This is a genomic window from Yoonia sp. F2084L (assembly GCF_023015625.1).
Taxonomy (GTDB): Bacteria; Pseudomonadota; Alphaproteobacteria; order Rhodobacterales; family Rhodobacteraceae; genus Yoonia.
Genome location: NZ_JALKAH010000004.1, coordinates 224,273 through 235,915, shown reverse-complemented (window position 1 = coordinate 235,915; position 11,643 = coordinate 224,273). Strand labels below are relative to the sequence as shown.

At 56.8% G+C, this 11,643-nt stretch carries 14 protein-coding genes; 6 read left to right on the top strand and 8 right to left on the bottom strand.

Annotated features, from left to right (window positions below; translation table 11 throughout):
- Positions 1–21 precede the first annotated feature (21 nt).
- The 4 genes from MWU60_RS12865 to MWU60_RS12850 are packed head-to-tail and all read left to right on the top strand — an operon-like array spanning position 22 to position 2,638.
- A complete protein-coding gene (locus tag MWU60_RS12865; RefSeq protein WP_247227742.1) occupies positions 22–435 on the top strand; it encodes a universal stress protein in 414 nt (137 codons plus the stop codon).
- A gap of 59 nt (positions 436–494) precedes the next feature.
- Positions 495–1,001 (top strand): sulfopyruvate decarboxylase subunit alpha, encoded by a 507-nt coding sequence (comD, locus tag MWU60_RS12860; protein ID WP_247227741.1) that lies wholly within the window; start codon positions 495–497, stop codon positions 999–1,001.
- Positions 998–1,552 (top strand): sulfopyruvate decarboxylase subunit beta, encoded by a 555-nt coding sequence (gene comE, locus MWU60_RS12855; RefSeq protein ID WP_055686831.1) that lies wholly within the window; start codon positions 998–1,000, stop codon positions 1,550–1,552. Before comD ends, comE begins: the two co-directional genes overlap by 4 nt.
- Positions 1,553–2,638, top strand: a complete 1,086-nt coding sequence (locus MWU60_RS12850; protein ID WP_247227740.1) for an alpha-hydroxy acid oxidase — start codon at positions 1,553–1,555, stop codon at positions 2,636–2,638.
- A gap of 12 nt (positions 2,639–2,650) precedes the next feature.
- On the opposite strand, the gene MWU60_RS12845 is transcribed toward MWU60_RS12850, so the two are convergent.
- The 3 genes from MWU60_RS12845 to MWU60_RS12835 all read right to left on the bottom strand — a co-directional run bounded on the left by MWU60_RS12845 (position 2,651) and on the right by MWU60_RS12835 (position 4,067).
- On the bottom strand, positions 2,651–2,866 hold the full coding sequence (locus MWU60_RS12845; protein ID WP_247227739.1) for a hypothetical protein: 216 nt from the start codon (positions 2,864–2,866) through the stop codon (positions 2,651–2,653).
- A complete protein-coding gene (locus tag MWU60_RS12840; RefSeq protein WP_247227738.1) occupies positions 2,863–3,276 on the bottom strand; it encodes a hypothetical protein in 414 nt (137 codons plus the stop codon). The genes MWU60_RS12845 and MWU60_RS12840 overlap by 4 nt, the downstream gene beginning before the upstream one ends.
- Before the next feature lie 128 nt (positions 3,277–3,404).
- Positions 3,405–4,067 (bottom strand): 50S ribosomal protein L25/general stress protein Ctc, encoded by a 663-nt coding sequence (locus tag MWU60_RS12835; RefSeq protein ID WP_247227737.1) that lies wholly within the window; start codon positions 4,065–4,067, stop codon positions 3,405–3,407.
- A 156-nt stretch (positions 4,068–4,223) separates the two neighbouring features.
- On the opposite strand from MWU60_RS12835, the gene MWU60_RS12830 reads away from it, so the two are divergent.
- On the top strand, positions 4,224–5,387 hold the full coding sequence (locus tag MWU60_RS12830; protein WP_247227736.1) for an MFS transporter: 1,164 nt from the start codon (positions 4,224–4,226) through the stop codon (positions 5,385–5,387).
- 2 nt (positions 5,388–5,389) lie between these two features.
- Here MWU60_RS12830 and MWU60_RS12825 read toward each other — a convergent pair whose 3' ends face one another.
- Together MWU60_RS12825 and trpA are read right to left on the bottom strand one after the other, a co-directional pair.
- Positions 5,390–6,553 (bottom strand): alpha-hydroxy acid oxidase, encoded by a 1,164-nt coding sequence (locus MWU60_RS12825; RefSeq protein WP_247227735.1) that lies wholly within the window; start codon positions 6,551–6,553, stop codon positions 5,390–5,392.
- Between the two features lie 73 nt (positions 6,554–6,626).
- Positions 6,627–7,418 (bottom strand): tryptophan synthase subunit alpha, encoded by a 792-nt coding sequence (gene trpA, locus MWU60_RS12820; protein WP_247227734.1) that lies wholly within the window; start codon positions 7,416–7,418, stop codon positions 6,627–6,629.
- Between the two features lie 137 nt (positions 7,419–7,555).
- On the opposite strand from trpA, the gene ychF reads away from it, so the two are divergent.
- On the top strand, positions 7,556–8,653 hold the full coding sequence (gene ychF, locus MWU60_RS12815; protein WP_247227732.1) for a redox-regulated ATPase YchF: 1,098 nt from the start codon (positions 7,556–7,558) through the stop codon (positions 8,651–8,653).
- Here ychF and MWU60_RS12810 read toward each other — a convergent pair.
- The 3 genes from MWU60_RS12810 to MWU60_RS12800 all read right to left on the bottom strand — a co-directional run bounded on the left by MWU60_RS12810 (position 8,650) and on the right by MWU60_RS12800 (position 11,622).
- Complete coding sequence (locus MWU60_RS12810; protein WP_247227730.1) at positions 8,650–9,498, bottom strand: DMT family transporter; 849 nt, start codon at positions 9,496–9,498, stop codon at positions 8,650–8,652. The genes ychF and MWU60_RS12810 overlap by 4 nt on opposite strands.
- 64 nt (positions 9,499–9,562) lie before the next feature.
- Positions 9,563–10,387, bottom strand: a complete 825-nt coding sequence (locus MWU60_RS12805) for a TIGR03915 family putative DNA repair protein (RefSeq protein WP_348644684.1) — start codon at positions 10,385–10,387, stop codon at positions 9,563–9,565.
- The gene (locus MWU60_RS12800) at positions 10,387–11,622 is read right to left on the bottom strand and encodes a putative DNA modification/repair radical SAM protein (RefSeq protein ID WP_247227728.1); all 1,236 of its coding nucleotides are present in this window, start codon (positions 11,620–11,622) and stop codon (positions 10,387–10,389) included. Before MWU60_RS12800 ends, MWU60_RS12805 begins: the two co-directional genes overlap by 1 nt.
- Positions 11,623–11,643 lie beyond the last annotated feature (21 nt).

Here is an 11,643-nt window from a genome sequence, read left to right as displayed (position 1 = left end):
GAACCACCAAGGAGGTTTTCTATGTACAAGAACATTATCGTTCCAATGGCTTTGGATCACGGCATCGCAGACACCACGATGGAAATCGCGCGGACTTTGCTGGCAGAGGGCGGTCAAGTCACTGCGTTGCATGTCCATGAAGCCCCCAATAACTCGGTCGGCGCTTATGTTGAGGCCAGTGTGATGGACAATGCCTTCGCCAGCGCTGAGGCCGAGATGAAAAACCGTGTGTCCAAGATGGACGGCGTGAAAGCCCTGACGGTCAAAGGCCATAGCGGCCGCACCATCGTGGACACCGCAACCAGCCTGAAAGCAGATTGCATCGTCCTTGGCTCGCATAAGCCCGGCCTGATCGACTATCTTCTTGGATCGACCGCAGCGCGCGTCGTGCAACACGCACCCTGTGCCGTACATGTCGCCCGCTACCCCGCCTAAATCACTTTCAACACGCAACGCGCCTGTCTTTGATGGGCGCAATCAGGAGACCGAAGCCCTTGAGTATCAGCAGCAAGATCGTGGATGACTTTGTCGCCAACGATGTATCCTTCATCACGACTGTGCCGTGTAAGCAGTTGGCCGGTGTGATCGACGAAGTCGAAGCACGTCCCGAAATCTTCCACATCCCGTCCAATAAAGAGGACGAGGGCATGGGGCTTTGCGCCGGTGCATTCATGGGTGGCAAGCGCCCTGCGATCATCATGCAGAACACTGCCATTGGTGTGACCATCAATACGCTCGCCACGCTGACCCAGTATTACCGCATGCCATTGCCCATGCTGATCAGCTACCGTGGTGAGCTGCGCGAACCCGTGGCCTGTCAGGTCGAGATGGCCGTGCACACCAAGGCGCTGTTGAACCAGATGAACATCCCGACATACCACTTCCACAAGGAAGAGGACGCGAATGAACTGGATGCGATCCTGAAATACACATTCATGTGCAACAAACCTGTGGCGATCCTGACGGATGCGTCCTTCTGGGGAGGCTACGGCGACCAATGATCCGTTCTGAAATCCTGCGCGAGATCGCGCCAATCCTGCATGACCATCTGGTCGTCTGTAACATCGGTCTACCCAGCCAAGAGCTGCATATGATCGACGACAACGCCAAGAACTTCTACATGCTGGGCACGATGGGCCTGTCATCCTCCATCGGTCTGGGCCTTGCATTGGCACAAGATAAGACAGTCATCTCAATCGATGGTGACGGCTCTGTTCTGACCAACCTTGGCACGCTGCCGACGATTGCTAACAACGTGGCCGACAACTTCATCCTGTTGATCGTCGACAACGGCTCTTACGGCTCGACCGGCGACCAGCCAACATATGCTGGCAAGAAGACGAAACTGGAAAACGTGGCCAAAGCCTGTGGCTGTGAAAATGTGGTCGTCTGCCAAGACGTTGACACCGGCAAGGTGCTGCAAGAGGCGATCGACAGCAAACAAATGACGATCATCGTGACCAAATGCGACAGCGGCAACATCAAGCTGCCGGTTATCACGATGGACCCTGTTGTGATCCGTGATCGCTTTATGAAGGCGGTCGCCAGCTAAATGGCACCAAAGATCCATTCAAGCGAGGACGCCCGCAGGCTTGCCCGTAAGCGCCTTCCTTGGATGGTTTTTGACTATATTGATGGCGCCGCTGGCGCCGAAACAGGGGCCGCGCGCAATCGTGCGGCCTTTGACAATCTGGAACTGCGCCCGCGTATCCTGCGCGATGTCAGTGATCGGTCATTGTCAGTTCCGTTATGGGGCAAGTCCACCAAAGCCCCCTTCGGCATAAGCCCGATGGGGATGTGCAATCTCTCTGGCCCCGGCGCGGATCTGATGCTGGCGCGTCTGGCCGCGCGTGAAAACGTGCCTTTGGGTGTGTCCACGGTTGCATCGACTGCGATGGAGCCGCTGATTGAAGAGGCCGAAGGCAACGCTTGGTTCCAGCTTTATTTTACGGGCGATGGCACCGGCACCTTCAAACTCGTCGAGCGGGCCAAAGCCGCCGGATACGAAACCATCGTCCTGACCGTGGATGTGGCCGAAGTAGGCCGCCGCCCGCGCGAGCTGCGCCACGGCTTCACCATGCCCTTCAAAATCGGCCCCAAGCAGTTTATTGATTTCGCGCTACATCCGCGCTGGTCTTTGACATCCCTTTTCGCGGGCAAGCCGCAGATGGCGAACTTTGACATGGACGGGTACGACTTTGACCGCACTGAAAGCCGGGCGCGCGCAGATTGGGACACGCTAACGCGGTTGCGGGATATGTGGTCCGGCAAGCTTGTTGTGAAAGGTGTACTGGATGCCGATGACGCCGTTGCGTTGCAGCGGGCCGGTGTGGATGCGGTGCAAGTCTCCAGCCACGGCTGTCGCCAGCTTGAAAGCGCGCCCTCGCCGATTTTGAAACTGGCCGAGATACGGGCCGCGGTTGGACCGGATTATCCATTGTTCTTTGATACCGGACTGCGCAGCGGCGAGGATGTGGTGAAGGCTTATGGCCAAGGCGCAAACTTTGCGTTCTTTGGTCGGGTCCTGCAATTTGCGATTGCCGCAGCAGGAGAGGACGGCCTGAAAGAACTTTGGTCCGTGCTCAAGACAGAGACAAGCATCACGCTGGCGCAGATTGGCAAGACCAAGCTCGACTAGGCCGCGCTATTTTCAGACGGTTGCGACAATGAATATGCTCACAAGCACTAAGATGTTCAGCGCAATCAATAGGGCAATGGTAATATATTCACGCCGCCGGCTGGGTGTTTCGCCAAGGGCAAGCTGTCCCGCGCGCAGATATTCGCGTTCTGTAATGTCACCCACGTCGCGCATATAGCGCAGCTTTGCAACTTCGCGGGTTGGACCAACGGCTGGTTTCTTATTCAACGCCTGCGCCCCTGCTTGTTGAAGATGAAAGGCCGCCATCTCTGATTGCGCATGTTATCGTCCCATTCGGCGTCGCGCCCCCAGAGGTGGCGGCTGTCCCGACGCGCGCGGTCGATGTTTGAGAAGACATACCAGCCAGTGGCTGCGAGGTACGCCACAATGAGCAGGACAACCAAGGCGACCATTTTTACATAAGCAGGGAAGGCGATTGTCAGCCCAAGCAACGTCACATCCACAATAAGACAGGCCAGCAGGTTTCGGACGATTGGGGAAATGCGCGACCGTGGCAGGTTGAGAACATCGCGTTTGCTTTGTTCAAATTCCCAGCGCCCGATTTGATTTTCGCGGCGTTGTTCCGCGAGCAGGGCGAGCCTGTCGGCGATCGAGTTATGCTCTAAGGCTGGTGGCATTGGTTCCGCAATCAGAGGTTCATAGGGTGGATATCAGTATCACCACGAATCCGCCTAATTTGAGGCGTCTTAGATCAAAAAAAAGGGCACCCCAGTGGGATGCCCTTTCATCAACAAGTGTGTGTTGATTATTCTTCGGTAGCTTCTTCTTCGTCGCCAGTTGTTGGCACTTCGTCTGCTGCGACCTCTTCGGTGTCTTCATCATCTTCGGCCAAAAGCGCACGTGGTGCTTGGACATTGGCGATGACAAAGTCACGGTCGGTGATCGCAGGTGTCGCACCTTCAGGCAGTGTAACGTCGCTGATCGAAATGGTGTCACCGATTTCAACTTCTGCCAAATCAATCGTGATGTGCTCAGGGATGTCGCCAGCCAGAACGTCGAGTTCAACCTCGTTACGCACGACAGTCAGAACGCCGCCTTTTTTCACGCCAGGGCATGTATCCGCGTTGAGGAATTCAACAGGGATAAAGATTTTCACACGGCTTGTACGCTTCAGGCGCATCAGGTCGATGTGTGTTGGCAGGTCCTTGACCACGTCGCGCTGAACGCCACGGCAGATCACACGGACGTCATCCTGACCCTCAATCTTGAGGTTGTGCAGCGTGGACATAAAGCCACCCTTGCGCAGTTTTGTCAGAAGGTAGTTGAATGGGATGCTGATGGATTGCGGGTCTGTGCCGCCACCATAAACAATGCCAGGTACGTCGCCTTCACGGCGAGCTTGGCGGGCGGCCCCCTTGCCTGTCCCCGCGCGTACCTTGGCGTTAAGATCTGGGATCTTTCCAGCCATAGATATATTCCTTAATGTGGGGGCCCGCCTCCAAGGGTGTCCGAGCCCGATGAAGCCCGCCGTATAGGGGCATTGTGTCAGTTTGAAAAGAGGTTTTATCACTCCTGTCCACTTTGGAACTTGCTTTGGAAAAATTTGGGATGCAGGTCTGCGTTCATGTCCATTTTAAATGCTCTTTCCGTGTCTCGCCGTCCTGCCACAGCCTTTGTTGTAGTGGGCATGTTCTGGGGTTGTTTTGCCGCCTATGTGCCTGTGATCAAGGCGCAGTTGGGCGCGTCTGATGCACTTTTTGGGACGTTGCTGTTGGGGTCAGCGACAGGGTTGGTGTCGGCGATGTGGTTGGCACCAAGGGCGGACCGTATCCTTGGCCCACGCGGGATGCAGGTGGGTGCTGTGCTTTTGGCGATTGCATGGCTGTTGCCGGGACAAGTCACTTTGCCATTGGTGTTCGCTGTGGCGATGGCGTTCGTCGGCTTAGCCTCTGGTCTGTTGGATGTGATCATGAACGCGCGGGTGAGCGAGTTGGAAGCCAAGCACAACCGCCCGCTGATGAACGCAAACCATGCGATGTTTTCGGTGGCCTATGCGGTTGGCGCTTTGGTGGTGGGCTTTACACGCGAAGCAGGGCTGCCGCCCACACCGGTGTTTGTGGGTTTTGGGGTTATCGCCCTTTTGTTGCTACCCTTGTTGCGTATGGATGTGACCTACGTTGCCGCTGAAGACGGGTATGACGGTGGCTATCCGCTTTGGCCGATCGTGTTATGCGGCGCGATTGTACTGGTCGCGTTCATGTCCGAGGCCACGGTCGAGGCATGGTCAGCGCTGCATGTTGAACGGACCCTTGGCGGTGGTGCCGCTGAAGGTGCGCTGGGTCCTGCAATGCTTGGCATAACCATGGCGGTTGGTCGTTTCTCGGGGCAGGCGGTGGCCGCGCGGATGCGCGAGATACCGGTTGTCATCGGCGCGTCTGTCATTTCGGCAACTGGCGCGGTGATCGCTGCCTTGGCGCCGACCCCCGTCGTGGCGTACGTCGGGTTCGGCATCTTAGGGCTTGGCGTGTCCGTCATCGGGCCGATGGGTCTCGCGTTGGTGGGCAAGCTGGTGGCACCGCATCTGCGTACGGAAGCGATCAGCCGGACCGCAGTTATCGGGTTTTCGGGCTTCTTCTTTGCACCGATGCTGATGGGGCTGATGTCCGAGGCATTCGGGCTGCGCATTGCGTTTCTTGGTGTCGCGGTTCTGCTTTTGACGGCTTTGCCCTTGGCATTGTTGGTCCAGCAGGAAAAGCAGCCGGGCCAGTCAAATCAGATGGGCAACTAACCCTAAGCCCAACGCCCCTCAAAACCTTCAGGCACCAGTAAGATATCGCGGTCCAAGGTCTTCACATCACGTCGGCCGCACAGCGCCATCGTGGTATCCAATTCCTTGTGAATAACCTCAAGCGCCGTTGTGACGCCCTTTTCACCCATCGCACCCAAACCATTCACAAAGGCGCGCCCGATATAGGTACCCTTGGCCCCCATCGCGAGCGCTTTCAGCACGTCCTGACCAGAGCGGATGCCGCTATCAAGATGCACTTCGACCTTGTCGCCCACCGCATCCATTATGGCCGGCAAAGCGCGGATGGAGGATAGCGCGCCATCCAACTGTCGCCCGCCATGGTTGGAAACAATGATTGCATCAGCACCAAGTTCAGCGGCTTTCTTGGCGTCATCGGCGTCTAGAATCCCCTTCAGGATAACCTTGCCGCCCCACATTTTCATCAGTTGCGCCACGCGGTCCCAATCAAGGGCGTGATCAAAGGCTTCAGCCGTCCAAGACGCAAGCGAGGATGGATCGGACACGCCTTTGGCATGGCCCACGATGTTGCCAAAGAACCGCCGCTTGGTTTGCAGCATCTCAATCCCCCACGGCCATTTGGTCGCAAGGTTCGCCATGCTGGCGAGCGTGAATTTCGGTGGGGCCGACAGCCCGTTTTTCAGGTCTTTGTGTCGTTGACCCATGATTTGCAAATCCAGCGTGATTACCATCGCCGAACAGCCCGCATCGCGTGCCCGGTCGAACAAACGTTGCATGAAATCATCGTCTTTGAGTGTATAGACCTGAAACCAGAACGGCTTGGTCGTGTTTTCGGCCACATCCTCAATCGAGCAAATCGACATGGTCGATAGCGTAAAGGGCACGCCGAATTTTTCGGCGGCACGGGCTGCTTTGATTTCACCATCCGCGCATTGCATGCCCGTCAAGCCGACAGGTGCAAGGGCCACTGGCATCGCCACATCCTGACCGATCATCTGACTGGCGGTTGTCCGGTTCGTCATATCCACCGCGATACGCTGGCGCAGACGAATCTGATCAAAGTCCGAGGTGTTTTCGCGAAAGGTCTGTTCGGTCCAGCTGCCGCTTTCGGCATAATCGTAGAACATCTTGGGTGTGCGCCGCTTATGCAGCCGCTTGAGATCTGCGATTGTGGTGATGACAGCCATGACGAATTCCTTGAATTGGTAATTAATTGTTACCGATTTACAGGATTTGCGCAAGAGGCCGCGTTGATGTGGATCAACCGCGATGCGTGCCGTCAGCGAGCGTTTTCACAAAGGCCAGAACCTCGCTGACGCTTTCGCCTGCACCGATTTTTTCCACAATGGCAGAGCCGACAACAGCACCATCAGCGATCTTCGCAATCCCTTCGGCGGCATCAGGCGTCTTGATCCCAAAGCCCACAATGACGGGCAAATCCGTTTGTGATTTGATCCGCGCCACTTCCGGGCCGACATCGCCTGCCTGTGCCTCGGCTGTGCCGGTGATACCGGTCACAGACACATAGTAAACAAAGCCAGATGTGTTTTGCAGAACCGTCGGCAAGCGTTTGTTGTCAGTAGTAGGAGTTGCAAGGCGGATAAAGTTGAGGCCCATCTTCTGCGCGGGAATACAAAGTTCGTCGTCTTCTTCAGGGGGTAGATCAACAATAATTAGCCCGTCGATGCCTGCGGCTTTGGCGTCGGTCAGAAAGGTATCGACCCCGCGCGAATAGATCGGATTGTAGTAGCCCATCATCACGATGGGCGTCGTGTCGTCCGTTTTGCGTAGCTCGCGGGCGTATTGCAGCGTCTTTTCCAGATCTTGCCCAGCCTCCAACGCGCGTTGACCGGCCAGCTGAATGGTCGTGCCATCAGCCATCGGATCAGTGAAAGGCATGCCCAGTTCGATGATATCAACACCCGCACCGGGAAGGCCTTTGACGATCTCAAGCCCCGTTTCATAGTCGGGATCGCCCGCCATGACATAAGCCACGAAAGCTTTCTTTCCCTCACCACGCAACTGCGCGAATTTTGCGTCGATTCTGCTCATCATCGTCCCCGGTCTGCAAACTTGGGACGGTGTGCTTGATGAGGCAGGGAAAATCAATGGCAGACTGTCGTTTCGCGCAGCTTGCGCCTTGGACAATCCACCCCTAGAAGCGCGGCAAGGATCAAAGGAGAGCCGTGATGGGTTTCAAGATGGGTATTGTGGGTTTGCCAAATGTGGGTAAATCGACCTTGTTTAACGCGCTGACCAAAACGGCGGCGGCGCAGGCGGCGAATTTTCCGTTTTGCACCATCGAACCCAATGTTGGTGATGTCGCCGTGCCTGACGCGCGGTTGGATAAACTTGCGGCTATCGCTTCGTCCAAACAGATCATCCCGACACGGATGACCTTTGTTGATATCGCGGGCCTCGTGAAGGGGGCCAGTAAAGGTGAGGGGTTGGGCAACCAGTTTCTGGCCAACATCCGCGAATGCGATGCCATCGCCCATGTGCTGCGCTGCTTTGAAGATGATGACATCACCCATGTCGAAGGCCGTGTTGATCCCGTCGAAGACGCCGAAGTGATCGAAACCGAATTAATGCTCGCCGATCTGGAAAGCATTGAAAAGCGGATGCAGAATCTCGTGCGCAAAGTGCGCGGTGGTGACAAGGAGGCCGTTCAGCAGGTCCGTTTGTTGGAAATGGCGCAGGCTGCGTTGGAAGACGGGAAACCGGCCCGCACGGTAGCGGTGGATGCCGAAGATGCGAAAGCATGGAAACTGCTGCAACTGCTGACCACCAAGCCGGTACTCTATGTCTGCAATGTTGAAGAAGACAGCGCCGGTTCCGGCAACAGCCAATCCGCCCGCGTGGCTGAAATGGCGGCCGCTCAAGGCAACTCCCACGTCGTCATTTCGGCGCGGATTGAGGAAGAAATCAGCCAGCTTGAGCCGGACGAGGCCGATATGTTTCTAGAGGAAATGGGGCTGGAGGAGCCCGGTTTGGATCGACTGATCCGTGCGGGCTACGAATTGCTGCACTTGCAGACTTACTTCACCGTCGGCCCGAAAGAGGCCCGCGCGTGGACCATCAAAGAAGGTACCTCCGCACCCCAGGCCGCAGGCGTCATTCACGGCGATTTTGAACGCGGGTTTATCCGGGCGGAAACGATCGCCTATGACGATTTCGTGACGCTGGGTGGCGAGCAGCCCGCCAAAGAAGCCGGCAAGATGCGCGCGGAAGGCAAGGCCTATATCGTCAAAGACGGTGATGTGATGCACTTCTTGTTCAACACCTAAGGCCGTGCAAGCCGCAGCAATGCCGCCCCGACAAGCACAGTCATGGTGGAGAAAACCTTCATAAGATCCAACCGCTCTTTCAAGAAGAAGACACCAATCAGCAGCGCAAAGACGATACTGGTTTCACGTAATGCGGTGACCAGCGCGATGGGCGCTTGGGTAAAGGCCCATGTGACGATGGCGTAAGCGATGAATGATGCGCCGCCGCCGATCCAGAACAGCCGATGTCCGTTTTCCCAAAGCTTGCCAAACGTTTGTGGTGCGCGGATCGCCACAATGACCGCTAGCGCGATGTTGTTCCCAATGGCCAGCCAGCCGAAATAACCCAGCGATGTACCACCCGCCCGCGCGCCCATCCCATCGACAATCGAATAGCCTGCAATAAAGCAGCCTGTGATCAGCGCAAACATGGCCGCTTTGCCGTTGCGCAACCCATCAGCACGGCGGACAAGTGCAAGACTGACAATGCCAATCCCGATAATGAGGACGGCGATCAGCTCGGTGCCCCTTAGTGTCACCCCCAGCACCGTGATCGACACAAAGGCAACGATTAGCGGGGCGGAGCCACGGGCGATGGGATAAACTTGGGTCAGATCGCCCGCGCCGTAGGAATAAAGCAAAAAGAGCTGATATCCCAAGTGCAGCAGGATGCCTGCCGCCAGAAAGGGCAGGGCCTCTGCCCCTATTGGTGGTGCGATTAAAACAGCGACGATTGCAAAAGGCGTATGCCCGAACATCACCGCGGTCAGCGACACTAGCTTATCGGCCCCGCCTTTCACCAGCGCATTCCAAGCCGCATGCAGTAGGGCCGCCCCGATGACGGCAAGAAAGACGGTTGTGGTCATGCAAGGCGCTCCGCTTCATTTCCGCAGCACTTAAGCCCAGATCATCTGAAACCACAACGCTGACCTATTCGTCGCGCAACTGCCGTTTGATCTTGGCGGCCCGTTCAGGCGGCAAGGTCGGGGCATTGTCACGCATTTGCTGCACCTTGGCTTCTGCCCCGGCGATCAGCCCTTGGATGTGCTGCGCCTCTGGCAGGTTCTTCCAGTATTTCTTGGGCATCTCGGACGTCATCGCGCTAACCTTCAGGCGGGCGGGGTTGAAGATGTTGCAGAAATAGGTGCCCCACAAGGCCTCTGCCGCGTCCTCTGGTAAATCCGGCTTGGGCTGGCCGGGATGGAACGACAGGTTACCATCCACGAACTGGGCGGTCACATCGGGGGTCGCGATCATCCAGTCCATATCGGCAAAGCGCCGGGCAAAGAACGGCGCGGTGGGCTCGACCGTATGATGTGTGGGTTCGAACCATGCTGCAAAACTACGCCTGTCGCCGCCTTGGCGCAGATCGCGGAAGCGCACGAAGGCTTTCATCTTGTGTTTGCAGCGATGCACGCCTTTTTCCATATGGCGCAGCTTTGCAAGCTCTGGATCAGCGCGGTCCTGCATCAGACCTGGCTGATGGCGCAACCGCCAAAGCAGCGCATAGAGCCGGGCAAAGCGTTGTGGGTCCTTGTGCCAGACGACCCAATCCGCCATCTGGACAAAGCTTTGCGGGGCCTTGATCCGTCGTGTCACAGGGGGCAGGGCGGTGGCTGTCGCAAAGAGCTCGCCCATTTCATTGTCGAAATCCCACAGGATGTCTTCGGGCGATACGCCTGCGCCAATCAGCCGTTTGGCCGCATCGCGCCACGCGACATCTGTGCCGATCCGAGGCAGGGGCACGGTATACATCAAAACAGGCTCAATTGTTCTGGGGGTGGTGCAAAGCGTGCGCGTAAATTGGCGCTGTCGGTCAGGCCACCGGGCGACCAGTCAGCGGCGGTGATAAAGGCCTGCGCCTTTTTCAGCGACGCGCCCATGCGCAACAGGTCATCATAGCGCAGGCGGCGATGCCGTCGTGTGGACAGGATGCGCCGCACGGTGCGGGTGCCAAAGCCAGGGATGCGCAGCAACATTTCCTTACCGGCTTTGTTCACGTCCACAGGGAACTGCGCGCGATTTTGCAAGGCCCACGCCAGTTTGGGATCAATGTCGAGATCAAGGTTGCCGTCCGTTCGGGAGGCGGTAATCTCTTCAACGCCAAAACCATAAAACCGCATCAGCCAATCGGCCTGATAAAGCCTGTGTTCGCGCACCAATGGTGGCTTGATCAAGGGCAGTTTTGCCGTCGCGTCCGGGATAGGTGAAAAGGCCGAATAATACACTCGCTTGAGTTTGTAATCGCCATAAAGCCGGGTGGACTGCCCCAGAATAGTGGCATCTGTCGATCCATCAGCCCCCACAATCATCTGCGTCGACTGGCCCGCTGGCACAAAGCGCTTGCCGCGCTTGCCGGTATAGCTGCGCTCACCGGCCACATCCTTGCGCGACTTCACATCGCCCATCGCTTTGCGGATGGTCACGGGGTTCTTTTCAGGGGCATAGGCTTTGACGCTATTGTCGGTGGGCAGTTCCACATTGATCGACAGCCGGTCAGCATATAGGCCTGCCTGTTCAATAAGTTCAGGAGCCGCGTCAGGAATGGACTTCAGATGGATATACCCGCGAAAATTCTCAACCTCGCGCAGGCGTTTGGCGATGCGCAGCATGTCTTCCATCGTCTTGTCCGGCGACTGGATGATGCCCGACGACAGAAAAAGCCCTTCAATATAATTGCGTCGGTAGAATTCAATCGTCAGCTGCACGACCTCATCCACCGAAAACCGCGCGCGTTGCACATTCGACGACACCCGATTGATGCAATAGGCGCAATCATAGATGCAGAAATTCGTCATCAGGATCTTCAGCAGGCTGATGCAGCGCCCGTCTGGGGCATAGGCATGGCAGATGCCGGACCCTTCGGTCGACCCTAACCCTTTGCCGTCACGGCTATCACGCCGCGTCGTGCCGCTGGACGCACAAGAGGCGTCGTAACGGGCCGCGTCACTGAGAATCGCCAGCTTTTGTGAGAGGTCAAGTTTTGCCATATGTTCACGTTATGTTCTTTA

What these genes read in the sequence shown, in the direction of transcription:
- ychF (WP_247227732.1), top strand. Translation starts at nt 7,556, where the DNA reads ATGGGTTTCAAGATGGGTATTGTGGGTTTGCCAAATGTGGGTAAATCG.
- comE (WP_055686831.1), top strand. Translation starts at nt 998, where the DNA reads ATGATCCGTTCTGAAATCCTGCGCGAGATCGCGCCAATCCTGCATGAC.
- MWU60_RS12810 (WP_247227730.1), bottom strand. Translation starts at nt 9,498, where the DNA reads ATGACCACAACCGTCTTTCTTGCCGTCATCGGGGCGGCCCTACTGCAT.
- MWU60_RS12825 (WP_247227735.1), bottom strand. Translation starts at nt 6,553, where the DNA reads ATGGCTGTCATCACCACAATCGCAGATCTCAAGCGGCTGCATAAGCGG.
- MWU60_RS12830 (WP_247227736.1), top strand. Translation starts at nt 4,224, where the DNA reads ATGTCCATTTTAAATGCTCTTTCCGTGTCTCGCCGTCCTGCCACAGCC.
- MWU60_RS12800 (WP_247227728.1), bottom strand. Translation starts at nt 11,622, where the DNA reads ATGGCAAAACTTGACCTCTCACAAAAGCTGGCGATTCTCAGTGACGCG.
- MWU60_RS12865 (WP_247227742.1), top strand. Translation starts at nt 22, where the DNA reads ATGTACAAGAACATTATCGTTCCAATGGCTTTGGATCACGGCATCGCA.
- trpA (WP_247227734.1), bottom strand. Translation starts at nt 7,418, where the DNA reads ATGAGCAGAATCGACGCAAAATTCGCGCAGTTGCGTGGTGAGGGAAAG.
- MWU60_RS12840 (WP_247227738.1), bottom strand. Translation starts at nt 3,276, where the DNA reads ATGCCACCAGCCTTAGAGCATAACTCGATCGCCGACAGGCTCGCCCTG.
- MWU60_RS12805 (WP_348644684.1), bottom strand. Translation starts at nt 10,387, where the DNA reads ATGTATACCGTGCCCCTGCCTCGGATCGGCACAGATGTCGCGTGGCGC.
- MWU60_RS12835 (WP_247227737.1), bottom strand. Translation starts at nt 4,067, where the DNA reads ATGGCTGGAAAGATCCCAGATCTTAACGCCAAGGTACGCGCGGGGACA.
- MWU60_RS12850 (WP_247227740.1), top strand. Translation starts at nt 1,553, where the DNA reads ATGGCACCAAAGATCCATTCAAGCGAGGACGCCCGCAGGCTTGCCCGT.